Genomic DNA, 22,009 nt, shown 5'->3' on the forward strand with positions numbered 1-22,009 from the left:
CGGGGTTGTGCCCGATCGACAGGATCAGATCGGCGTGATCGAAATCCTCCAGCGTGACGGTCGCCTTGCCGACACCGATCGAGCGGGGCAACCCGACCGAGGTCGCCTCGTGACACATGTTCGAGCAATCGGGAAAGTTGTTCGTTCCAAAGTGGCGCGCGAACAACTGATACAGGAACGCCGCCTCATTGGACGTGCGTCCCGAGGTGTAGAACTCCGCCTGGTCCGGATGATCGAGCTCGCCGAGTTGGCGGCCGATGTCGGCAAACGCGTCGTCCCAGCTCACCTCTTCGTAATGATCCGAGTCTTGGTTGTAGCGCAACGGATGCGTCACTCGCCCCTGCCCTTCAAGCCAGTGATCGGGTTGCTGCCACAGCTCGGACACACGATGCGCTGCGAAGAACCCGGGGCCGACGCGCTTTGCAGTCGCCTCCCATGTCACCGCCTTCGCACCGTTCTCGCAGAATTCAAACGACGATGTGCTTTTTGGATCGGGCCATGCGCAGCCGGGGCAGTCGAACCCACCCGGCTGGTTCTGCTTCGAAAGTGCCTTCAGATTGTTGACGACATTCTGCTGTCCGGCGAGTGCTTCGGCGAGGGCCTTCGTCGCACCCCAACCGCCAGCCGGTGCGTCGTATTCGTCGATGCCGTCGGGACGTTTGATGCTCATGGGTGACTCCGCTGGAGATCGCAGTCTCGACCTGCAGACGAGAGTACGCAATCACGTCTGAACGTCGGTGCGGCGTTCTTCGCATCCTTCCTACGCTGCGTCTTGTGCGTGCTTTGGTGCGCTTGTTATCGTGAGCTGCCGCCCGTGGAGAATGGTGCCATGCCGTCCCCGTACACGCGCCTTTGTCGGTGGGCCACCATCGCGCTCGCGGGCGCACTCCTGCAATCGGTCGCGAGCGCCGCGCAGCCAACCGTCGACCTGCTCTCCTACGCGGAGCCCGGAACGCTCGTCGACATTGGTGGCGGTCGCCATCTCAACCTGCGCTGCACCGGGGCGGGCTCGCCCACAATCTTGCTCGAAGCCGGTCTCGGAATGACTTCGCGGACTTGGGCAACTGTGCAGCCGATGTTGGCGCGAACGAACAAGGTATGCGCGTACGATCGGGCGGGATTTGGATTCAGTGAGGGCGGACCGGTACCACGCGATCTCGCGGCAGAGGCCGCGGATCTTCGCGCACTCGTCGTGGCCGCGCCGATCGAGACTCCGCTGGTGCTTGTCGCGCATTCCTGGGGCACCGCGATCGCACGTGCATATGCCCGCGATCATCGGTCAGATCTCGCTGGCATCGTCCTGCTTGATCCCTCGCCGATGAATCTCGCGGCGGTCGCACCCCAGTCCGTCAAGGAAAACGCACAGGCGATCGGGCAGGTTTCCGCATTCGCTGTGCAATGCGGTTCGGCAGCCCGGAAGGGCCGGCTACCGGCGACGACTGCGCCGCTCGCCTCGTGCATCGCGCCGGACGATCCACACCTTCCGGCGGCTTTGAGCGCATCGATCCGCCGCTACAAGTTACACGTCGGCTTCTGGGATGCAACGTCGGGCGAACTGATGGGCGATTTGGAGCTGTCAAGGCAGGCATTGCCCGCCGGCACTCCGCTCGGCGACACGCCACTGATCGTCCTCACCGCCGACGGGACCTTCGCTCTGCAACCTGCGCATGAACGCAAGGTACTCGAAGAAGCGCGTACGTCGACACACGCGGCGATCGTGGCGACGTCGACACGAGGCGAACGTCGCCTCGTGTCCAAGTCGTCGCACTTCATTCAGCAGGATCAACCGACGGCCGTCGTCGGCGCGGTCGGCGATGTGATTCGCATCAGCCATCGCAAGGGTGGCTGAGCCGCGCTTCCGGCGCACATCGCGGATCACGCATCACGCGGCCGATCATTCCGTGCGAACCGGCGCGACGATTCCGTAACACGCACGTCACGCACCGCAGGGAGCGCATTGGTCAGTGGTGCCTGCAACGACAATCCGCGCGCGCGGGCGCGGAACCGCATTGCACTGCTGAAAACTGCTTCCTTTCGCGGGCCATCGGACGTCCTCCATGCATTTTGCGCAACGCGCATCCCGCAGCGCCCTTCATTGCCCTATGATTGGCGCGGTGATCTTCGCCTGAACTCCGCTTTGCAGTTACGTCTCGCGCGACCCTGAGTGTGGTTTGTGCCAGCCCGATGAAGCCGGCGTTTTCGCTTGATCGCTTTCATCACCCTTCGAGGACATGGCATGGCAGGAATCGACGCAACAGCGTCCAATGGCTGGGCGGTCAAACTGATCGACTACCGCACTGCAACCTGGCAGCGTGGCGCTCTCGAACTCGCGATCACTCTGATCCCGTTCGTGGTTGCCTGGTATGCAATGTGGTTCGCGGTCACTCACGGCCACGCCGTGCTGTATTTTCTCGTGCTGCTTCCTGCGGCGGGCCTGCTGGTACGGCTGTTCCTGATCCAGCACGATTGCGGTCATCGCGCGTTCCTGCCCAGCCGCAGCGCCAACGACTGGCTCGGCCGCGCACTCAGCATCATCACGATCACGCCGTACGACTACTGGCGCGACAACCATGCGATCCATCACGCGACGTCGGGACATCTCGGTCGCCGCGGCATCGGCGACGTCGACACACTGACGGTTGCCGAATACCTCGCGCGAACCCCAAAGGGCCAACGTGGCTATCGCTTCTACCGCCATCCGCTGGTGATGTTTGGCGTGGGTCCCTTTTATCTGTTCGTGCTGCAGAACCGCTTGCCGTTTGGCGCGATGCGCAACGGCTGGCTGCCGTGGGTGAGCACGATGGGGACCACCGCGGGCGTGATTGCCGCGGGCGCGTTGATGAGCGCACTGGTCGGACTCAAGGTGTTCCTGCTCGTGCACGTGCCGATCGTGATGGTCGGTGCGGCTGTTGGCGTCTGGCTGTTCTACGTGCAGCACCAGTTCGAGAAGACCTACTGGGCGGAGCATGAGGGCTGGAACGCGCGGCACGCCGCCCTGCACGGCAGTTCGCACTACGATCTTCCGCCGGTGCTGCGCTGGTTCACCGCGAACATCGGCGTGCATCACGTGCACCATCTGTCAAGCCAGATTCCGTATTACCGCTTGCAAACCGTGTTGCGCGACCATCCTCCGCTGCGCGAGATCGGTCGGCTGACCTTGCGCCAGAGCCTCGCTTGCATTCGGCTGGTGTTGTGGGATGAAGCAGCGCAGAAGATGGTCACGCTCAAGGATGTGGAACGGCGCCACACCACCGCATGAGTGGCAGCCGCTAGAGGTCGCGCGCCACACGAAAGCCGACGCGCGCGCTGCGCATGTCGGTGCGCGCAGCGGTGCGAAACGCGGATCGCACCTGATCGGGATCGCTGCCCCACGAGCCGCCGCGCACCACGCGTCGCTCACAGCCCGGGTTCACCCACGCTGCGCTGTCGCGCGGTGCACGCACGTAGTTGTCGTGCCAGCAGTCTTCAACCCACTCCGACACGTTGCCTTCCATGTCGTGCAGCCCGAATTTGTCGGCCGGGAACTTGCCGATCGGCGCCGGTCCCCAGTACCCGTCGCTGTAGTGTGGGAACGCGTTGGTCCAGCTGCGGCGCGATGGCGAACGATCGCCCTCGCCCGTGAGGTTGGCGTAGATCCGATCCGGATCGCCGTCACCCCACGGATAGCGCGTGGTCGATCCTGAGCGCAGCGCATACTCGAACTCGGTTTCGCTCGCCAGGCGATAGTGCTTGCCGGTGCGCGCCGAGAGCCACGCGAGATACGCCGTTGCGTCGCGCCACGACACGTTGATGACGGGCAGCGCGTCGCCCGCGCGTTCGCCGCTGTAGTCGCTTTGCCACGTTGCGCCACGGCGCTCCACGATGCGCCCCGTGGATTCCTCGTAGACCGAACTGCCACCGAGCTTTTCCGCATCGCTGACGTAGCTGGTCGCGCGCGCGAACTCGCGGAACTGCGCCACGGTGACTTCGTCCTGACCGAGCGCAAACCCGACATCGATGCGCACGCGCCGCTGCGGTTCCTCGTTGTCCAGATGACCGGTTTCGTCGGCAGAGGAACCCATCACGAAATCGCCGGTCGGCAGGACCACCACGGGCGGCGCGCTGCCCGCGATGTCGAGAAATGCATCGCGCAGAACCTGCCCCGGGGTGAAACTCGCGTACAGGCGCGCGTTGCGGATGCGCAGGTTGAAGGCATCGAGTCCGGCAAGATCGGGACTGACCGACTGCGCCTTGTTCGCGAGCAGCTCGGCCAGATCCGCGTTGCCCGAGTCGAGTGCGGATCGCGCCTGCGACAACACCGTTTCTGCGCGCTGTTGGCGGATACCCTCGATGCGCGCACGCGTTTCGAGCAGAACAGGCGAGCCGGGCCGGATTGCCGACGCTTTGGCGAGGATCGTATCGGCCCCCGCGAAATCGTCCTGCGCGGCCGAACCGAGCGCGGTCTCCAGGAATCCGCGTTCGATCGATGCCAGCCCTGCGTCGGCAAGTCGGTTTCCCGGATCGCGCGCGAGGATGCTCCGGTAAATCGACAGCGCACTGCCGTCGAGTGGCTCGATGGCATGTCCGGACTTCATCTCGGCAGCGGCCGCGGTGAGCATCGGCAGGATCTGGTGCAGCATGGTGGTCCGCGCACGCACGGCATCGAGTTCCTCCGCCGAGTGCGGCAACTCGGCATAGGCGCCCAGGAATCGCTGTGCGGATTCCTCGTCGCCCCGCTCCGTCGCGGCGATTGTCCAGTCGCGCAACGCACCACCGATGCGTTCCAGACCCGTCTGCGCGTCGACATTGTCGGGCGCCGCGTCGAGCACCTCGCGGTAGAGAGCAATCGCGTTGCCGTTCTTTGGTTCGAACAGCGCACCGCGTTCTTCGGCCATGCGCGCCTTTTTCAGCAATGCGGCAACCACCTTGGTCGTTGCCACCGGAGGACCCATCCGGATCGCGTCGGCCAACGATGTGCCTTCTTCTGCAGAAACCACTCCCGTGGCAGGCACCGTTTGCGGTTTCGGCGCTTTCACAGCCGACCAGGTCATCGCAGGGGTTGTCGCCTGCGACCCGGGATTACCGGCCATGGAGGCCGGTTCGCGTGACGGCTCGATGTGCAAAGCGGAGGGAAAAAGCCGGTACGCCAGTGCGAACGCCAGCAACGCGATGCCGGCGGCGCCGCCGAGGGTGTGCTGCTTGCGTGCGACTTCGGGACCGGGCATCGTGTTTCGATTATCGACGGTCTGCGCCGCTTATTGAAGCGCGACCGCCACAACCTCCCTTGATGTTCAGCGAGAAGGACCACCTCTTGGCCGACTGGATTGAACGCAGCGATGCGCTGCGCAGCCTGCTGGACGATGCACCGGCGACCATCGGGGTCGATACCGAGTTCATGCGCATCGACACGTTCCTGCCGAAACTGGCGCTGGTGCAGATCGAAATCGGCGGACGCATCGCTCTGATCGACCCGACCGCCGACGTCGAGCCGGCAGCACTGGCCACCGTGTTGGGAGATCCCGATCGCACCTGCGTGATGCACAGCGCGAGCGAAGACCTCGAAGCATTTGCAACCTGGTCCTGCTCGATCGCGCGCCTCTTCGACACACAGATTGCCGCGTCGTTCGCGGGCCTTGGGGCTGGACTCGGGTACCAGAAGCTCGTGCGCGAACTGGTCGGCATCGACGTGCCCAAGGCGGAGACGCGCTCGGACTGGCTGCGCCGCCCGCTCAGTGCCGAGCAGCTCGAATACGCAGCACAGGACGTCGTTCACCTGCCTGCCCTGCACGCGCGTTTGTCGGACCGTGTCGCCCAGCGCGGCTATGGCGCGTGGCTGGAGGAGGATTGCGTGCGTCTGCTCGACAAGGCACGCATGCGCGAACCCGATCCGGATCCGCAGACCGGCATGCGCGGCGCCGCCGACTGGCCCCTCGAAACGCAGGGACTGTTGCGCCGCGTGCTGATCTGGCGCGACCTGACGGCGCGTGCGATCAATCGTCCCCGCTCGTGGCTGCTCGACGATGCGCACGCGCTTGATCTGTCGGCACGACCGCCGAAAACCGCGGAGGAACTTGCCGACCGCTGCAAGGGCCAACGTGCGCTGCGCGGCGCGCAGCGCAACGAACTGTTCGATGTCCTCGCAGCACCGATGTCCGATGCCGAACTCCAGTTCGCGCCGATCCCGCGAGTCCCGACATCGCGTGAGAAGTCGACGATCAGTGCGATGAAGGACATCGTTGCTGCGCGCGCGCTTGCGCTGGATCTGCCCGAAGGGCTGCTGTGTGCGCGGCGCCATCTCGAATCGCTGCTCGCAACGCGTCGCTGGCCGGCGGCGCTCGACGGCTGGCGGCGTGCGGTGCTGCACGACGAACTGGTGGCATTGCTGCCGGACTGACCGACCGCGCCGAACAGCGTTCGCTTGACAACCTCCCCGCCCCTGCAGGCACACTCGGAGCATGAACGCTCGCCACAACCGCCACACGTCGATGACGACGATGACGACGATCGTCGTCCGGGTGCCTGCGCGAGATTGATCCAATCCAGCAACGGCCCCGACCTCGCAAGGGAACGCGTTGGCGGCTGCATCGCTCCTCCCGCAAACGGGGCCTCCACCAGGGGCCGAATCCGATGTCCGACATCCGTTCCGCAGCGCACGCCGATGCGCAAGCGCCTCATCCCGATGGGTTCGCCACCCACAAGTTTGGCGGATCGAGCCTCGCCGATGCCGGCTGCTTCCGGCGTGTCGCTGCGATCCTGCGCGAGCAGCCCGGTGCGCGACAGATGGCCATCGTGTCGGCCATGCGTGCAACCACCGATGCGTTGATCGCCCTTGCCGACGCCGCAGTCCGCCGCGATCCGGTGTGGAAAGCCAACTGGCAAACGCTGCGCGATCGCCACCTGATTGCCGCGCACGACCTGCTCGACGCCAAAGTGGCGAAGACGGCCGACTGGCTCGAACAGGGATTCGTGCAACTGGCCAATCTCCTCAATGCGCTCGAGGTACTGGGCACACCCAATCACGAAGCGCTCGAATCGATCCAGGGGCTCGGCGAGGTGTGGTCCGCACGCATGCTCGCCGATTTCCTCACGCATCAAGGCATCGATTGCGCCTGTCTCGATGCGCGCGACGTGCTCGTCGTCAGTCACGGCGAGCTCGGCGCCATCATCGACTGGAACGACAGCGCCGCACGGCTTGCCAACTGGCGCACGCGCCACACGAACGCATGGCTCGTCGTGACCGGATTCGTCGCGCGCACCGCGAGTGGACGTGCGACGGTGCTCGGTCGCAACGGCAGCGACTACTCCGCCGCGATTTTCGCAAGCCTCGCCAACGCATCCGAACTGACCTTGTGGGGCGATACCGATGGCGTGCTGTCGGCCGACCCGCGTCTCGTGCCCGATGCGATTCCGCTCGCGTCGCTCAGTTACGACGAAGCCTGCGAACTGGCGTACTTTGGCGCCAAGGTGATCCATCCGCAAACATTGACGCCGGTGATTGCCCGCGGCATGCCCGTTCGCATCCGCAATACCTTCAACCCCGATCATCCCGGAACCCGCATCGGCAACGACGACGCGTCTGCCGCCATCTCGCCGCCGGTCAAGGGCATCAGCGCAGTGCGCGATCTGGCGGTGATCACGCTTGAGGGTGCGGGCATGATCGGGGTTCCCGGAACAGCCGAACGCGCATTCGGCGCACTCCATTCGGCGTCTGTCTCGGTGGTGATGATTTCGCAGGGATCGTCCGAGCATTCGATCTGCTGCGTCGTGCGCGAATCCGATGCGGCCACGGCGGAATTCGCGCTGCGTCGCGCCTTCTCCTCCGAACTCGCGCGTGCGGAAATCCACAGCGTCGGGGTTGCCGGAGGCATCAGCGTACTGGCCGTGGTTGGCGACGGCATGGCCGGCACCCCGGGCGTCGCCGCGCGTCTGTTTGGCGCGCTGGCGCGCACCCACGTGAACATCCGCGCCATCGCGCAGGGGGCGTCCGAACGCAACATCTCGGTGGCGATCGCGAGTGCCGACGCAGCGCGCGCGCTGCGCTCGGTGCACGCCGCGTTCTGGCTCTCTCCGCAGACGGTGTCGATCGGCCTGATCGGGCCTGGAAACGTCGGCGCCTCGCTACTGCAGATGATCGAAACAGCGCGCCTGCGGCTGCTCGAAGACATCCAGCTCGACCTGCGCCTGCGCGCCGTCGCATCGAGTCGCACGATGTGGCTCGGTGAAGCGGCGGATGCGAGCAACTGGAAATCCGCGCAGACGCGCGACATCGACCTCGATGCATTCGCGCGCCATGTCCAGGTCGAACACCTGCCGCATGCGATCATCATCGACTGCAGTGCAAGCGATGCGGTGGCCGAGCGCTACGCCGGATGGCTCGCTGCCGGCATCCACATCGTCACCCCGAACAAACAGGCCGGTGCCGGCCCGTCTGCACGCTGGCACGCAATCCGCGCCGCCACCGCGGGTGGAGCACGCTTTCGCTACGAAGCGACTGTGGGCGCTGGATTGCCGGTGATCTCGACGCTGCGTGACCTGCTCGACACCGGTGATGAAATGTTCGCGGTCGACGGCATATTCTCCGGCACGCTTGCGTGGCTGTTCAATCGCTACGACGGTCTGCTGCCATTTTCCGATCTCGTGCGTGAGGCACACGATCTGGGTTATACCGAACCGGATCCGCGCGATGACCTCTCCGGCACCGACGTCGCGCGCAAACTGGTGATCCTCGCGCGCGAAGCAGGCGTCGAACTCGAGCTCGGCGACGTCGTCGTGCAAAGCCTGGTACCGGAGTCGCTGCGCGCGCTCCCGACTGCGGAGTTCATGCAACGCGTCGGCGAACTCGATGATGCGATGGCGTCACGTCATGCGGCAGCAAAGTCTCACGGCCATGTATTGCGCTATGTCGCAAAACTCGATCGCGAAGGCCACGCACAGGTCGGGCTGGTAGAGCTGCCGGACGACCACGGCTTCGCGCACCTGCGCCTGACCGACAACATCGTGCAATTCACGACGCGACGTTATCGCGACAACCCGCTCGTTGTGCAAGGGCCAGGTGCGGGCCCGGAAGTCACCGCTGCCGGTGTGTTTGCCGATCTGCTGCGTGTCGCGGCCGCGCTCGGTGCGCGACTGTGATGGCGCGCCTTTCGGTCGTGACACTGGTCACCATGAGAAGGACACGCATCCCGTGAGCACGCAGGCAACCGCGTTCGCCCCCGCCAGCATTGGCAACGTCGCTGTCGGTTTCGACATTCTCGGCCATTCGATCAAGGGCCCAGGCGATCGCGTGACCGTGCGTCGGATCGGCGAGCCGCAGGTTCGCATCGCCGAAATCCGCGGCGGCATGTGCCTGTTGCCGATCGAGGCGAAACGCAACACCGCCGGTGCGGCGCTGATCGCGATGCGCACCGCATTGATGCTGCCGTTCGGTTTCGAAATCGAAATCGACAAGGGCATCCCGTTCGGCTCCGGCATGGGCGGCTCGGCCGCGTCGGCTGTCGCCGCACTCGTTGCTGCAAATGCGTTGCTCGACGTGCCACTCAGTCGCGAGGAACTGTATCCGTTTGCGCTCGAAGGCGAAGCGGTCGCGAGTGGCGGATTGCATGGCGACAACGTCGGAGCGATGCTGCTGGGCGGCCTCGTGCTGGCTACGAAGGATCGCCTCGTGAGTATTCCGGTGCCGCCCGATCTCTACTGCGCTCTGGTGCATCCACACGCGGTGCTTGAAACTCGCGACGCGCGCGCGGCACTCGCGGGCCATTACGAATTGCGCGAATTCGTCCCGCAGAGCGCAAATCTGGCGCTGGTGCTCGCAGGCTGCTTCCAGAATGATTTCAACCTGATCCGCGCAGGACTCGAGGACGTGCTGGTCGAACCGCGCCGCGCATCGTTGATCGACGGTTTCGCCGCAGTGAAGGAATCGGCGCTGGCGGGTCGCGCGCTTGGCGCGAGCATTTCCGGCGCAGGCCCCAGCGTGTTCGCATGGTGTTCGGGCAAGGAGCAGGCGGAAAATGTCGCGCTGCGGATGCGTGGCGCATTCGCCAAGGCGCGCATCGAATGCGACACCTGGGTCTCACCGGTCGCCGGCCCCGCGGCGGAGGTTGTCGCATGTATGTGAGCACGCGCCGCAACGCACCGCCGGTGGGTCTCGGCAACGCACTCGCGGCCGGCCTTGCCCCGGATGGCGGCTTGTATGTGCCTCACACGTTGCCGCGATTCACACCGGCCGATTTCGACGGCGATGAGACGCTTGCCGAGGTTGCAAGCCGTCTGCTGCAGCCGTTCTTCGAGGGCGATGCACTGGCGTCGCATTTGCAGGCGATCTGTCGCGAAGCACTTGATTTTCCGGTGCCGCGGGTTGCCATCGCTCCTCGCACCTCGCTGCTTGAACTCTTCCACGGCCCGACTGCCGCGTTCAAGGATGTCGGCGCGCGCTTTCTCGCAGCATGCCTCGCGCGCCTGCGCGCGCCGGACGTCGCCACACTCACGGTATTGGTCGCAACCTCAGGCGATACCGGCGCCGCCGTTGCAGCCGCGTTCCATCGACGCCCCGGCTTTCGCGTCGTGATTCTCTACCCGGATGGTCGAGTCTCACCGCGTCAGGCGCACCAGCTCGGTTGCTTTGGAGACAACGTCACCGCATTGCGCGTTGCAGGCTCGTTCGACGATTGCCAGACGATGGTGAAGCAGGCGCTCAACGACGAGGCACTCAAGACCGCTGTTCCGCTCACCTCGGCCAACAGCATCAGCCTCGGCCGCCTGCTGCCGCAGATGACCTACTACGCGTACTCCGCGCTGGCGCATTGGCGCACGAACGGCGAGACGCTCAACTTTGCGATCCCCACAGGCAACCTCGGCAACGCGATGGGCGCACTGCTCGCGCGCGCGTGCGGACTGCCGATCGGCAACGTGCTGCTCGCTACCAATGCAAACCGCGTTCTTCCCGATTTTTTCGACGGCGCCGACTACATGCCACGCGCGAGTCTCGCGACGCTCGCCAATGCAATGGACGTCGGAGCACCGAGCAACTTCGAACGATTGCGCTGGCTGTTTCCGGGAGACGACGTGTTGCGCGCGACGCTGCGCGCGGAAGCTGTCGACGACGCACAGATCCGCGAGGTGATCCGCATCAGCGTCGAGCGCTACGGACATCTGGTCTGCCCGCATACCGCGACAGCCGTGCAGGTTCTCGAGCATCGGCGCGCGCAAGGCGACGACCGTGCATGGGATGTCGTCGCGACCGCACACCCGGCCAAGTTCGACACGGTGATCGAACCGTTGATCGGCGCAAAGGTCGACGTGCCGCCTGCTCTCTCAACATTGCTCGAACGTCCGGCGATCAGCGAGCCGATGGCGGCGGACTACGTCGCACTACGAGATCGGTTGCACGAGCGCTGACGCGCGGATCAAGCAGCGTCATGAAGCAACCGCCCAGCGCCATTGGGAGCGCTGGTCGCCCGGTCGGCCGCCCGGACTTGGCGTTCCCCACCCCGCGCGCTATCATTCGCGCCCCGCCCGGCTTGTCTGCCGGGCGAATGTTTTACGTGGGGCGGTAGCTCAGCTGGGAGAGCGTCGCGTTCGCAATGCGAAGGTCGTGGGTTCGATCCCCATCCGCTCCACCACGCAAATGTGTCTCTGCAAAAACGCCGGCCTCGTGCCGGCGTTTTTGCGTGTGCGCCTTCGTCTTGCAGCGTCGAGTTCATTGATGCGTCGGCAGGGGCGCGATCCAGTGGAAGCGCCCCACCGAACCGCTTACGTCCCGTCCGCCGCCAATTCGATCAGCGCAGCCACGTCAGCCGGATGCGAGATCATCACGACGTGCGATGCGCCCTTGATCGTCACGGTCTTGCGCGACTGCGCGCGCTTGGCCATGAACGCGTGTGCCGCGGCCGGAATGTTGAGGTCCGCGGTGCCGTAAACAAACCACGACGGAATGGTCTTCCACGGCGCCGAAGTGCTCGCCTCATTGAGTGCCGCGTCGGTCACCGGGCGCTGACCGACAGCCATCAGCAATGCGTCCGCAGCAGGTACATCCGCAGCGAACTGCGCGTGGAACTTGGCCTCCTCGATGTAGAGATCGCTGCCGCCGTCGGCCAGCGGCACCGGCGGGGCCAAGGCAGGTCCGAGCGAGCTGCCAGGGAAACGACCGGACAGTTCAGCCGCGCTTTCGCCGACGTCCGGCGCAAACGCCGCGACGTACACCAGCGCCTTCACGTTGTCCTGACCGGTCGCCGCCTGGCTGATCACCGAGCCACCGTACGAATGACCGACGAGCACAACCGGCCCTTGGATGGACTTCACCACACTGGCGACTGCCGACGCGTCGCTTTTGACGCCGCGAAGCGCATTGGCCGCTGCGATCACGGTGTAGCCCTTGTCATGCAGGCGCCGGATGACACTGTTCCAGCTGGAGGAATCTGCGAAGGCGCCATGCACGAGCACGATGGTGGGCTTCGCGCTCTGCTTGTTCGGCGCCGCGCCGACCAGCGGCATCGCCAGAGCGAGGACGCCCGCGACGAGCCATGCAGCCGAAGGGATGGCGAAGCGTTTGACGAAAAGTTTCATGGTCTTTTTCCTGTAGTTGGACAAGGGAATCGCAGCGAGACGTGGTGGAGGGGGTCGAACCCATCTGCTCGTCGCTGCAGCGGTGCTGCGCGTGTCATTCGTCGTCGGCGACGGCGATGGAATCGGTGACTTGCCCGTCCGCCGGGTGACAACGGGAGACGCTGGATTGACGCAAGGCAACGTGCTGCAACATCGATGGTTCCAGCATCGTGATGGCTCGTCTTGTCAGAAAACGCCTTCTTGAACCGCGGACATTTCTGCAGAATGAAGATCACACCAGAGAGTGCGCGCCTGCACGATTGCACGCCGGGATCGGTGTGCAATTGGCGATCGACGCCCACATCACGGTCAACCCAATACCCATCCGCGCGCGAATCCCGTCGTCGCGACCCCAATCGCGCAATCGCGTCCGGACGTCAGCAATCCTGGGCGTGGAGGTTGGCGGCGATGTCACGCCGAGACGGCTGGACGGATCCTGGTCGCAAGTCCCCCGCGGCAGATGACAGAATCGGCGAGCGTGTCCGGTCCTGAAGGAGGCAAGGACCCATCGGTCTGCTCCCGGAACGACACCTGCATTGCTCCTGGCTCCAACTTCATCCGGTTCACGGTCTGACCGGCGAATGACACACTGCTCGAAACACTCCCGATCCGGATGCGCAATGCCCGACCTCGAACCGACTCCTCCTTCGTCAGTCCTTCAACGGCCGTGGGTTGCGCTGCTCGCAATTGCGCTCATCGTGGGGACAATTGCGCTCGCGTTCGCATGGATTGCCGGATGGCTGACGCCACGGCGGCTCACGCCGCAGCGGTTTACCAACGCGATCGAGGCCGGGAACGGAGAGGTCTACAGCGGATTCAGGCGCGCGCATGCGAAGGGCGTCTGCGTCACGGGCTATTTCGAAGGCAATGGACAAGGTGCGACCTTCTCCACGGCGCGCATGTTCGCACCAGTACACACGCCGTTCGTCGGACGCCTTTCGGTCGGCGGCGGTTCGCCGTATGGCCTCGACGGCAATGCCCGTGTTCGCAGCATGGCGCTGGAATTGAACAGCGATGACGGCCAGCAGTGGCGCATGGCGATGAACAGCTTTCCGTTCTTCGGGGTGTCGTCGGCGGATGGCTTTTACGAGCAGACGGTCGCGAACGCACCGGATCCCGCGACCGGCAAGCCCGATCCGGCAAAGCTGACCTCGTTCGCCGCTGCGCATCCGGAATTTGCGCGCTTTGCGGCATGGGCGAAGGACACACCCTGGTCGACCAGTTGGGCCAACACCGCGTACAACGGCGTCGATGCGTTCCGCTTCATCGACAGCAACGGCAGAGCGCGCAACGTGCGCTGGTCGATGATCCCGCAAGCGGCGTTTGCCGCGATGACGCCTGAGCAGCGCAAGGCTGCCGACGGCAACTTTCTCGACGAGGATCTTCGCACGCGTCTGGCGAACGGACCGCTGCGCTGGGACATGGTGGTCACGCTCGCCGCAGAGGGCGATCCGGTGATCGACCCATCGCAACAGTGGCCCGAAGATCGCCAGCACGTCACGGTCGGCACCGTGGTGATCGAAAACAGCACGCCGCAGACGACCGGCGCCTGTCGCGACATCAACTACGACCCGCTGATCCTGCCGCGCGGCGTGGAGGGATCGGACGACCCGATCCTCGCCGCGCGTTCGGCCGTCTATTCGGTGTCGTTCAATCGTCGCGAACACGATATCGCCGGCGGCGACGCGGGTGCGGCGACCGGCAAGACGCCGCCAAGGGAGGCCACGCGATGAGCGCTTTCCCCCCATCGACGCAAGCGCTGTCCACGAGCGCTCCGCGGCACTTCAATCTCACCGCGCGCGTCCTGCACTGGAGCATGGCGTTGCTGATTGTCACGATGCTGTTCGTCGGCGTTGGAATGGTCGCTTCCATGAGCTTGCGCCCCAGCCTCGTGAGTCTGCATCGGCCAATCGGAATCGCGATCCTGCTGCTCGTCATCGTGCGCGGCATCAACCGCTTTCGCCATCCTCCACCGCCGTTGCCCGCAGACCTGCCCGCCGTGCAGGTGCTTGCGGCCAAGGCATCACACTGGCTGCTGTATGCGCTGATGTTCGCGATGCCGCTGATCGGCTGGTCGATGATGTCCGCGGGCGGTTATCCGGTGACGATGTTCAAGGGATTCGCTCTGCCGCCAATCGCCCCGCACAACGCAACCGTCTACGCCGGGCTGCGTGGTGCACACACCTGGTTGGCGCTGCTGCTGTTCGCTACCGTGTTGATGCATCTCGCTGCTGCGCTGTACCACGCGTGGGTTCGACGCGATGACGTATTCCCGAGCATGGCACGTGGCGAACCGGCAGCCATCGCGCCCGCTTCGCCTGCAGGCGAAGCGAACGCATTGGACGACACACCGCGCATCGTGTGAAGACCACTCGTGACCCTCGACCCTACGCAGCGACGGCCTTGCCAAGGGTCGCGTTGTCGATCACGAAGCGATATTTCACGTCGCTCTTGACCATGCGATCGTAGGCTTCGTCGATCTGCTGCGCCGAGATCATCTCGATGTCGGCGACGATGCCTTTCTCCGCACAGAAATCGAGCATCTCCTGTGTTTCAGCGAGACCTCCGATGAGCGATCCGGAAATCGCGCGACGCTTGAAGATCAGGTTGCCGACATTCGGTGACGGATGCGGGTGCTCAGGGACACCGATCAACACCAGCGTGCCGTCGCGTTTGAGCAGGCTCGAATACGCATCGAGCGAGTGACTGGCGGCCACCGTGTTGAGAATCAAATCAAAGCTTGCTGCGTGCGCTTTCATTTCGCTCTCGTTGCGCGACACCACCACTTCATTCGCACCGAGATCCAGCGCATCCTGACGCTTGGCGTCGGAGGTGGTGAATGCCACCACGTGCGCGCCCATCGCGTGAGCAATCTTCACGCCCATGTGACCCAGCCCGCCGATTCCGACCACACCCACCTTCTTGCCCGGGCCTGCGTTCCAGTGGCGCAGCGGCGAATACGTGGTGATGCCCGCGCACAGGAGCGGTGCGACCGCGGCCAGCTGCGCCTCGGGATGGCGGATCTTCAACACGAACTTGTCGTCGACCACGATGCGCTGCGAATAACCACCCAACGTGTGTCCCGGCGCATCCTTCGTCGCACCGTTGTAGGTCCCGACGAAGCCGTTCTCGCAGTACTGTTCCAGTCCCTCGTCGCACGACGCGCAATGCTGGCAGCTGCCGACGAGACATCCGACCCCGACCGTATCGCCGACCTTGAATCCGCTCACGTCGCTGCCGACGGCACTGACGTGACCGACGATTTCGTGTCCAGGAACACACGGAAACTGTGTGCCACCCCATTCCGATCGCACCGTATGCAGGTCCGAATGGCACACACCGCAGTACGCGATGTCGATCTGCACATCATGCGGGCCCGGATTGCGGCGCTCGACGTCGAGGGGCTCCAGGGGTTTGTCCGCGGCGTGCGCGCCGTAGGCTTTGGTTGTCATGACGGGGTCCTTGAAAGAGGGCAAAGGCAACTGGATCGCGGGTTACGAGGTGTGGGCGTTTCATCTCGCGGCAAGTGCCCTGTGCGTCATGCAATGCGCAATCGATCTGGGGTTTCAGGCGCCGCCCGCCGTGGATGGCCCATGAACGCGGCATGTGCAAGGCGGCTCCGGCCGCCAGCTCCATCCAGACCAACGCTTGGGCATCGCGCCAGCGCCCCCACGTTGTCTGGACAGGCGCGCGCAATCCGGCGCTGCTGCCACGTTCAATTGGAAAACCGCATGAAGATTCTCATGGTGCTGACTTCTCACGACAAGCTCGGTGAAACGGGCAAGAAAACCGGCTTTTGGCTTGAAGAGTTCGCCGCGCCGTACTATGTGTTCAAGGATGCCGGCGCGGATGTGACACTCGCGTCGCCGCGGGGCGGTCAACCGCCGCTCGATCCGAAGAGCGACGATGCATCGGCGCAAACGGATGCCACCCGCCGTTTCAAGAAGGATCCATCTGCGCAGGCGGCACTGGCGAACACGCGAAAACTCGATGACGTCGCCACCGAAGATTTCGACGCGGTGTTTTACCCGGGCGGCCACGGCCCGTTGTGGGATCTGGCGCAGGACGCAACCTCGATTGCCCTCATCGAATCCACTTTGGCGGCCGGCAAGCCGTTCGCTGCGGTCTGCCATGCGCCGGGTGTACTGCGACACGTGAAGTCCGCCGATGGCGGTTCGCTGGTGAAAGGAAAGTCGGTCACCGGCTTCACCAACACCGAAGAAGACGCCGTTGGCCTCACGGAGGTGGTGCCGTTCCTGGTCGAGAACATGCTCAAGCAGAACGGTGGCCTTTACAGCAAGGCCGGCGACTTTCAGCCGTACGTCGTCACCGACGGCTTCCTGATCACCGGACAGAATCCCGCTTCGTCGGAACCGGCCGCGCACGCGGTGCTCAAGATGCTCGGCTGATCCTTCCTCGCCAGCGACGCGCAGTCGGGCGTCGCTGGCTTTGAAGTTGCAGAGTCCCTGAACGAAGCGGATGGTCCGCCGGATTACTCCAGGTCCCCAAGCTGGGCGTCGTCGACCGGTTTGGCGAGCCACGTCGCAATATCACTGCCCAACGCTTTTACGGTGCGACCGAGCACCGAACACGACCCCTTGAAGCCGGCGAATGCGCCGCCCATCGAGTCACGCTCGCCGCGAAAAGCTGCGACCTTCGCGCCGTCCTGGTACAGGGTTCCGCGCACGCTGGTCGACTTGCGATGACCGATGAACGGGTTGCCGCGCGAGACCGCGTCGGTGATCTCGATGACCAGAACGCGGCCGGGAGTCTGCGCATCCGTCGCTGGAACCGACTCTGTTGCCACATGGTGTTCCTGCGCATACTCGATGATGTAGTCGGACAGTTGCTGATTGATGGGACACTCGCGTTTCACATTGCCAGCCACGCCGTTTGCATCGGCGTATGGCACGGTGGACGGCACCTTGATGGCATCGCCTGCGGCGGCGGCCGCGCTGGCAACACTCAGGACCGCGCCGAACGCGACGATGATCTTCTGCTGCATTGTTGATTCCCCTGAAGAGCGCGCTCCATGCGCGCGCTGGCAAGGATGCCGGAGCCTGTGCGCTCCTGCCAGATCTCCGTTCAAGGCAAATCACCCGCAGAGTCGGTTCATGAGAGGTGTTCGCTTCCCGGATCCACATGCCGCCGTTGCCAGGTCATCGCGAGACAGGCTCCAGCGCGGGGCAAACGGGGCATCCGGTGGGCTTTCGTCTGGCGGCACATCCGGCGACCTGCACCAATTCGGGATCCGTTCCTGCCGCTCGGTCACGGTCTTTGTGCACCCGCCAGCCGGTGCGCTTGCGTATGGCGCGACGGTGACGGCATCCTATGCCACCACGGCGCGCGAAGGCGGCCGAATTCGCCCGCAAGAAGGCGAGCCCTTCAAGGATAGCCAGCCGCGCATGATCGAATTCGGACACAGCACCCACGTCGGCCTGCGCCGCGAGCACAACGAAGATACCTACTACGCGGACGCGGACCTCGGCCTCTGGCTGGTCGCTGACGGCATGGGTGGTCATGAGCACGGAGAGGTCGCCAGCGCGCTTGCGCGCGACACGCTGGTGCGCGAGGTGACCAACGGCATCGAACTGGTCCAGGCGATCCAGATGGCGGACGAGGAAATCATCCGCCACTCGACACGTCGTTCCGAAGTCCTTCCGATGGGAACGACCATTGCCGCCCTGCGATTGCGCGAAGGCGGGGAGTTCGAAGTGGCCTGGGTCGGCGACAGTCGGGTTTACGTCTGGAACGACGGATTGAAGCAGCTCTCGCAGGATCATTCCTACGTGCAGGAACTGATCGACCAGGGCGCGATCACCAGCGAACAGGCGCGCAATCATCCCCATCGCAACGTCGTCACGCAGGCACTCGGCGTCACGGATCCGCAATCGCTGCGCGTGGAGAGCGTGCGCGGCACGCTCAAGCCCGGCATGCAGCTGCTGCTGTGCAGCGACGGGCTCACCGAAGAAGTGAAAGACAGCGCGATCGCGGCGATCCTCGCACGCCCGAATCTCGCTGCGCAGGAATGCGTCGACCACCTGGTGCTTGCCGCTCTCGACGGCGGCGGATCGGACAACGTCACCGTGATTCTGGTGCGCGCGCACTGACAGTGGCAAACGCGCGATCGCACTGGCCTCGCGCACACACGTCTGCATGTCGATCGCGTACGCCCGCGAATGAAGATCGATTCGCGCATTCGGGGGAACGACGGCGGCTGGAGATGGGTAGCGAAGTGACCGGAGTGGCGTGAGGCGCATTGCACAGCGCGGAACCCGCGCATGGTCGCGACGTTGCAACCCGAGCGGGGTCAGTTCACTTCGTCGCCCGCTCCGGCCGCATCCAGCAATGTCCACAGGCATGCACCGCGACTCGCCTTGTCGATCACTCCGAGTCGCGCCCGATGCAAGCCAAGCTCGTCGTCGTTCGCGCGGAAAAAGCGCGGACGCACCAGAATGCGCAGCGCGACGTTCGCCAGGCGCGCCTCCGACTGCGCCGTTTCGCTCTCGAAACCCAGTGCACCCTGGCCCGCGGTCAGCGCGAGGTACACGTCGGCAAGAAGATTGGCGTCGAGCAACGCACCGTGCATTCCACGGTGGCTGTTGTCGACGCCCAGACGCTTGCACAATGCGTCGAGACTGTTGCGCTGACCGGGAAATTTCTCGCGCGCGAGCGCGAGCGTGTCGAGTACCTGGACACGATCGGCCAGTCGCGGGCGATCGACTCCGGCGCGCACGAGTTCAGCATCGAGAAAACCAACGTCGAACGCAGCGTTGTGCGCGATGATTTCCGCTTCGTCGATGAACGCGAGGAACTCCGCCGCAATTTCCGGGAAGCGTGGTTTGTCGAGCAGGAATTCGTCGCTGATGCCGGTGACCGCGCGCGCGCCCTCGTCGATCGCGCGATCGGGATTGAGATAGGTGTGGAAGCGACGGCCGGTGGGTCGACGCTGGATCAGTTCGACACATCCGATTTCGATCACGCGATGGCCGCGCTGGACTTCGAGTCCGGTGGTTTCCGTGTCGAGGATGACTTGTCTCATTCGTAGCTGTATCCGCTGGTGGAGGATTGATGAGGACCCTTCATCGCGAGAGCTGCGTCGCGGGCAAGCACGTCCACGCGTTCGTTTTCGATGTGTCCAGCGTGGCCCTTGACCCATTTCCAGCGGACGCGATGACCGACCAGTGCCGCTGACATGCGCTCCCACAGGTCCTGGTTCTTGACCGGCTTCCTGTCGCTGGTGCGCCAGCCATTCGCGCGCCATTTGGCCATCCATTCCTCCACGCCTTTCTTGACATATTGCGAGTCGGTCGTGAGCACCACCTCGCAGGGTCGCTTCAGCGCTTCGAGGCCGGCGATCGCCGCCATCAGCTCCATGCGATTGTTGGTGGTCTGCACTTCGCCACCGCTGAGCTCCCTCTCGCGTGATCCCAGGCGCAGCAGCGCGCCCCATCCGCCAGGCCCTGGATTGCCGAGGCAGGCGCCATCGGTAAACAGCTCGACGCGCGTCGCGTCCTCCAGAACGTCGCTCATGCGCTTGCGCGACGGCTTGGCGTGGCGAGCTGCGGCCGTAAACCGGATCGCTCGCGACCGAAGCGTTGGCGCAAAGGAATCAGCACCGAACGCGGCTTTGAGGCAGGAATCAGATACGCACCGCGCAGCGGCGACATCAACGGACTGCGATGCACAGCCGCAAACGACCCGGCGCCCGGCCAGCACGGTCCGAAATATTCGATGGCCGATGTCGCCAGATGACCATCGTGCATGCGCCGGCGCAACGAGTCCGCGTGCGAGGCCCGCGGCAGCGGCATGCCGCGCCGCGCCTGCCAGTGGATCCATCCGAGCCATGGGCTCCACGGATTGAGTTCGAACCACAGCAACGCTCCGCCGGGTGCGAGCACACGCGAACATTCTCCGATCAGTCCGTCGAGTGAGAGCCCATGCGCGCCCGCATGCTGCACCACCACGAGCTGGAACGCATCGTCTTCCCACGGCATCGATTCGGGCTTGCAGATCGCATCACCGCGCAGCAGATCCTGGTCGGCGTGGAGTCGGACGGCACCAAGATGACGGGTATCGAGCGGCAGCGCGCGGTTGGCCGCACAGGCTTGCACGATGAGCGCGCGCCCGCCCGGAAGGCGCGCTGCGTGATGCGGGATGCACGCGAGTTCGTCGCGCAGCAGCGCGTCGACGTCGGGCAGGGAAAAGAGGGTGTCGGAGCCGGTCATCACAGGGCGGGGCACGTTCCACGACAGCGGACCAGTGTAACCCGAGGGCGTCTGGCTAATGCCGGCTTAACGTCGATGGCGGGAACGCTGGCTATATTCGTCGGCCGCTTGCCGCCGGTGTTTCGCATGCGCCTGATCGCTCTGCCCGCACTGACCGACAATTACATCTGGCTGCTCGCCGATGACCGCGGAGACGTGATCGTCGTCGATCCGGGCGATGCACAGCCGGTCGTCGATGTCTGCGCGCGCGAGAACCTTCGTCTGCGCGCAATTCTGCTGACCCATCACCACCCCGACCACATCGGCGGCGCGCAGTCTCTCGCCGCATCAACCGGCGCGCGCATCGTCGCGCCGATCGATGCGCGCATTCCGAACGTCGACCAACGGGTCGCCGATGGCGACTGTGTCGTTCTGACCCACCCCACCGCACGATTCGATGTCATCGCGGTTCCGGGACACACCTCAAGCCACGTCGCCTATCACGGCCATGGACTGCTCTTCTGCGGCGACACGCTCTTCAGCGTCGGATGCGGTCGGATTTTCGAAGGCACGCCCGCGCAGATGCTCGCATCCCTCGACCGACTCGCCGCGCTCCCAGGCGACACGCAGGTGTGTGGCGGACACGAATATACCGTCGCCAACTGCGCGTTCGCGATGACGCTGGATCCGCACAACCGGGAACTGCGTATCCGGTCGGAGGAGTGCGCGGCACTGCGCAGTAAAGGCCAACCGACATTGCCGGTGACGCTGGCGAGCGAATGGGCGACCAATCCGTTCCTGCGCGTCGACGCACCAGCGCTGGTCGATGCGATCGATCCGCAGCGACGACTCGATCGGGTCGAACGCTTCGCGCAGATCCGCCGGCGCAAGGACGATTTCAAGGCGCCGGTGCCGTGAGATTGATCCGCGGATGGCCGCCGCGCCTTGTGGGGCTCGTCGCGACGTTGTCAGTGCTCACGGCGTGCTCGACGCCGTTGGTACGGCCGCCCGCGCCACCCGAACCTCCATCGCCCGCTGCGGCGGCGCCGCCTCCCGTTTCAACCGCGTCGCCTGTGCCCAACGCGTCGGCTCCAGTCGCATCCGGGCAGGTTCCATGGTCCGATCTGCGCACCCGCTTCGCGATGCAGGGCTGCGACTACCGCCCCGAAGTGCAACGCTGGGCGCGCTACTACACGCGAGGCACACGCGCCTTCAGCGCGAGC

20 protein-coding genes, 1 tRNA gene and 1 pseudogene are annotated in these 22,009 nt (G+C 64.8%); 14 read left to right on the top strand and 8 right to left on the bottom strand.

What is annotated here, in order from left to right:
- Positions 1 to 670: molybdopterin-dependent oxidoreductase (locus tag ABIV12_RS01770; RefSeq protein WP_348055614.1), on the bottom strand; the 670-nt coding region annotated here is incomplete at its 3' end.
- 159 nt (positions 671 to 829) lie between these two features.
- Here ABIV12_RS01770 and ABIV12_RS01775 point away from each other — a divergent pair.
- The gene (locus ABIV12_RS01775; RefSeq protein ID WP_348055616.1) at positions 830 to 1,849 is read left to right on the top strand and encodes an alpha/beta hydrolase; all 1,020 of its coding nucleotides are present in this window, start codon (positions 830 to 832) and stop codon (positions 1,847 to 1,849) included.
- A gap of 387 nt (positions 1,850 to 2,236) precedes the next feature.
- Complete coding sequence (locus ABIV12_RS01780; protein ID WP_348055618.1) at positions 2,237 to 3,259, top strand: fatty acid desaturase; 1,023 nt, start codon at positions 2,237 to 2,239, stop codon at positions 3,257 to 3,259.
- Between the two features lie 10 nt (positions 3,260 to 3,269).
- On the opposite strand, the gene ABIV12_RS01785 is transcribed toward ABIV12_RS01780, so the two are convergent.
- Positions 3,270 to 5,204 carry a formylglycine-generating enzyme family protein gene (locus ABIV12_RS01785; RefSeq protein ID WP_348055620.1) on the bottom strand — a complete coding sequence of 645 codons (1,935 nt, stop codon included), beginning with the start codon at positions 5,202 to 5,204 and terminating at the stop codon, positions 3,270 to 3,272.
- 86 nt (positions 5,205 to 5,290) lie between these two features.
- On the opposite strand from ABIV12_RS01785, the gene ABIV12_RS01790 reads away from it, so the two are divergent.
- The 5 genes from ABIV12_RS01790 to ABIV12_RS01810 all read left to right on the top strand — a co-directional run bounded on the left by ABIV12_RS01790 (position 5,291) and on the right by ABIV12_RS01810 (position 11,597).
- Positions 5,291 to 6,373 (top strand): HRDC domain-containing protein, encoded by a 1,083-nt coding sequence (locus tag ABIV12_RS01790; RefSeq protein WP_348055622.1) that lies wholly within the window; start codon positions 5,291 to 5,293, stop codon positions 6,371 to 6,373.
- Between the two features lie 233 nt (positions 6,374 to 6,606).
- Positions 6,607 to 9,111, top strand: coding sequence for a bifunctional aspartate kinase/homoserine dehydrogenase I (gene thrA / locus ABIV12_RS01795; protein WP_348055624.1), 2,505 nt, complete (start codon positions 6,607 to 6,609; stop codon positions 9,109 to 9,111).
- A 52-nt stretch (positions 9,112 to 9,163) separates the two neighbouring features.
- Positions 9,164 to 10,093, top strand: a complete 930-nt coding sequence (locus ABIV12_RS01800) for a homoserine kinase (RefSeq protein WP_348055626.1) — start codon at positions 9,164 to 9,166, stop codon at positions 10,091 to 10,093.
- Positions 10,084 to 11,373 carry a threonine synthase gene (gene thrC / locus ABIV12_RS01805; RefSeq protein ID WP_348055628.1) on the top strand — a complete coding sequence of 430 codons (1,290 nt, stop codon included), beginning with the start codon at positions 10,084 to 10,086 and terminating at the stop codon, positions 11,371 to 11,373. Before ABIV12_RS01800 ends, thrC begins: the two co-directional genes overlap by 10 nt.
- A gap of 148 nt (positions 11,374 to 11,521) precedes the next feature.
- Positions 11,522 to 11,597, top strand: a tRNA-Ala gene (locus ABIV12_RS01810).
- A gap of 130 nt (positions 11,598 to 11,727) precedes the next feature.
- Here the strand turns inward: ABIV12_RS01810 and ABIV12_RS01815 are convergent.
- On the bottom strand, positions 11,728 to 12,540 hold the full coding sequence (locus ABIV12_RS01815; protein ID WP_348055630.1) for an alpha/beta hydrolase: 813 nt from the start codon (positions 12,538 to 12,540) through the stop codon (positions 11,728 to 11,730).
- Positions 12,541 to 13,199: 659 nt separating this feature from the next.
- On the opposite strand from ABIV12_RS01815, the gene ABIV12_RS01820 reads away from it, so the two are divergent.
- Together ABIV12_RS01820 and ABIV12_RS01825 are read left to right on the top strand one after the other, a co-directional pair.
- On the top strand, positions 13,200 to 14,312 hold the full coding sequence (locus ABIV12_RS01820) for a catalase family peroxidase (RefSeq protein WP_348055632.1): 1,113 nt from the start codon (positions 13,200 to 13,202) through the stop codon (positions 14,310 to 14,312).
- Positions 14,309 to 14,944, top strand: coding sequence for a cytochrome b (locus tag ABIV12_RS01825; protein ID WP_348055634.1), 636 nt, complete (start codon positions 14,309 to 14,311; stop codon positions 14,942 to 14,944). Before ABIV12_RS01820 ends, ABIV12_RS01825 begins: the two co-directional genes overlap by 4 nt.
- 22 nt (positions 14,945 to 14,966) lie before the next feature.
- Here the strand turns inward: ABIV12_RS01825 and ABIV12_RS01830 are convergent, their stop codons facing one another.
- Positions 14,967 to 16,031, bottom strand: a complete 1,065-nt coding sequence (locus tag ABIV12_RS01830) for an NAD(P)-dependent alcohol dehydrogenase (RefSeq protein WP_348055636.1) — start codon at positions 16,029 to 16,031, stop codon at positions 14,967 to 14,969.
- On the opposite strand from ABIV12_RS01830, the gene ABIV12_RS01835 reads away from it, so the two are divergent.
- Together ABIV12_RS01835 and ABIV12_RS01840 are read left to right on the top strand one after the other, a co-directional pair.
- On the top strand, positions 16,030 to 16,176 hold the full coding sequence (locus ABIV12_RS01835; protein ID WP_348055638.1) for a hypothetical protein: 147 nt from the start codon (positions 16,030 to 16,032) through the stop codon (positions 16,174 to 16,176). The genes ABIV12_RS01830 and ABIV12_RS01835 overlap by 2 nt on opposite strands.
- Before the next feature lie 134 nt (positions 16,177 to 16,310).
- Positions 16,311 to 16,988, top strand: a complete 678-nt coding sequence (locus ABIV12_RS01840; protein ID WP_348055640.1) for a type 1 glutamine amidotransferase domain-containing protein — start codon at positions 16,311 to 16,313, stop codon at positions 16,986 to 16,988.
- An 83-nt stretch (positions 16,989 to 17,071) separates the two neighbouring features.
- Here ABIV12_RS01840 and ABIV12_RS01845 read toward each other — a convergent pair whose 3' ends face one another.
- Entirely contained in the window at positions 17,072 to 17,584 is a 513-nt protein-coding gene (locus ABIV12_RS01845) for a hypothetical protein (protein ID WP_348055642.1), read from the bottom strand.
- Between the two features lie 400 nt (positions 17,585 to 17,984).
- Between ABIV12_RS01845 and ABIV12_RS01850 the strand changes: the two genes are divergently transcribed.
- Positions 17,985 to 18,689, top strand: coding sequence for a protein phosphatase 2C domain-containing protein (locus ABIV12_RS01850; RefSeq protein WP_348055650.1), 705 nt, complete (start codon positions 17,985 to 17,987; stop codon positions 18,687 to 18,689).
- Between the two features lie 200 nt (positions 18,690 to 18,889).
- On the opposite strand, the gene dnaQ is transcribed toward ABIV12_RS01850, so the two are convergent.
- The 3 genes from dnaQ to ABIV12_RS01865 are packed head-to-tail and all read right to left on the bottom strand — an operon-like array spanning position 18,890 to position 20,807.
- Entirely contained in the window at positions 18,890 to 19,621 is a 732-nt protein-coding gene (gene dnaQ / locus ABIV12_RS01855; RefSeq protein ID WP_348055644.1) for a DNA polymerase III subunit epsilon, read from the bottom strand.
- Entirely contained in the window at positions 19,618 to 20,112 is a 495-nt protein-coding gene (gene rnhA, locus ABIV12_RS01860) for a ribonuclease HI (RefSeq protein ID WP_348055646.1), read from the bottom strand. Before rnhA ends, dnaQ begins: the two co-directional genes overlap by 4 nt.
- The gene (locus ABIV12_RS01865) at positions 20,109 to 20,807 is read right to left on the bottom strand and encodes a methyltransferase domain-containing protein (RefSeq protein ID WP_348055648.1); all 699 of its coding nucleotides are present in this window, start codon (positions 20,805 to 20,807) and stop codon (positions 20,109 to 20,111) included. The genes rnhA and ABIV12_RS01865 overlap by 4 nt, the downstream gene beginning before the upstream one ends.
- Before the next feature lie 126 nt (positions 20,808 to 20,933).
- Between ABIV12_RS01865 and gloB the strand changes: the two genes are divergently transcribed.
- Positions 20,934 to 21,704 (top strand): hydroxyacylglutathione hydrolase, encoded by a 771-nt coding sequence (gene gloB / locus ABIV12_RS01870; protein ID WP_348055652.1) that lies wholly within the window; start codon positions 20,934 to 20,936, stop codon positions 21,702 to 21,704.
- Positions 21,701 to 22,009: pseudogene (locus tag ABIV12_RS01875) on the top strand (hypothetical protein); the annotation flags it as partial. The gene gloB and the pseudogene ABIV12_RS01875, both read left to right, overlap by 4 nt.

The organism is Dokdonella sp., assembly GCF_039926425.1.
GTDB lineage: Bacteria > Pseudomonadota > Gammaproteobacteria > Xanthomonadales > Rhodanobacteraceae > Dokdonella_A.

Bases quoted from the DNA above. Each gene is read 5' to 3' on its own strand.
- ABIV12_RS01775 (WP_348055616.1), top strand. From the start codon at position 830: ATGCCGTCCCCGTACACGCGCCTTTGTCGGTGGGCCACCATCGCGCTC.
- ABIV12_RS01780 (WP_348055618.1), top strand. From the start codon at position 2,237: ATGGCAGGAATCGACGCAACAGCGTCCAATGGCTGGGCGGTCAAACTG.
- ABIV12_RS01785 (WP_348055620.1), bottom strand. From the start codon at position 5,204: ATGCCCGGTCCCGAAGTCGCACGCAAGCAGCACACCCTCGGCGGCGCC.
- thrA (WP_348055624.1), top strand. From the start codon at position 6,607: ATGTCCGACATCCGTTCCGCAGCGCACGCCGATGCGCAAGCGCCTCAT.
- thrC (WP_348055628.1), top strand. From the start codon at position 10,084: ATGTATGTGAGCACGCGCCGCAACGCACCGCCGGTGGGTCTCGGCAAC.
- ABIV12_RS01815 (WP_348055630.1), bottom strand. From the start codon at position 12,540: ATGAAACTTTTCGTCAAACGCTTCGCCATCCCTTCGGCTGCATGGCTC.
- ABIV12_RS01820 (WP_348055632.1), top strand. From the start codon at position 13,200: ATGCCCGACCTCGAACCGACTCCTCCTTCGTCAGTCCTTCAACGGCCG.
- ABIV12_RS01825 (WP_348055634.1), top strand. From the start codon at position 14,309: ATGAGCGCTTTCCCCCCATCGACGCAAGCGCTGTCCACGAGCGCTCCG.
- ABIV12_RS01835 (WP_348055638.1), top strand. From the start codon at position 16,030: ATGACGGGGTCCTTGAAAGAGGGCAAAGGCAACTGGATCGCGGGTTAC.
- ABIV12_RS01830 (WP_348055636.1), bottom strand. From the start codon at position 16,031: ATGACAACCAAAGCCTACGGCGCGCACGCCGCGGACAAACCCCTGGAG.
- ABIV12_RS01840 (WP_348055640.1), top strand. From the start codon at position 16,311: ATGAAGATTCTCATGGTGCTGACTTCTCACGACAAGCTCGGTGAAACG.
- ABIV12_RS01845 (WP_348055642.1), bottom strand. From the start codon at position 17,584: ATGCAGCAGAAGATCATCGTCGCGTTCGGCGCGGTCCTGAGTGTTGCC.
- ABIV12_RS01850 (WP_348055650.1), top strand. From the start codon at position 17,985: ATGATCGAATTCGGACACAGCACCCACGTCGGCCTGCGCCGCGAGCAC.
- dnaQ (WP_348055644.1), bottom strand. From the start codon at position 19,621: ATGAGACAAGTCATCCTCGACACGGAAACCACCGGACTCGAAGTCCAG.
- rnhA (WP_348055646.1), bottom strand. From the start codon at position 20,112: ATGAGCGACGTTCTGGAGGACGCGACGCGCGTCGAGCTGTTTACCGAT.
- ABIV12_RS01865 (WP_348055648.1), bottom strand. From the start codon at position 20,807: ATGACCGGCTCCGACACCCTCTTTTCCCTGCCCGACGTCGACGCGCTG.
- gloB (WP_348055652.1), top strand. From the start codon at position 20,934: ATGCGCCTGATCGCTCTGCCCGCACTGACCGACAATTACATCTGGCTG.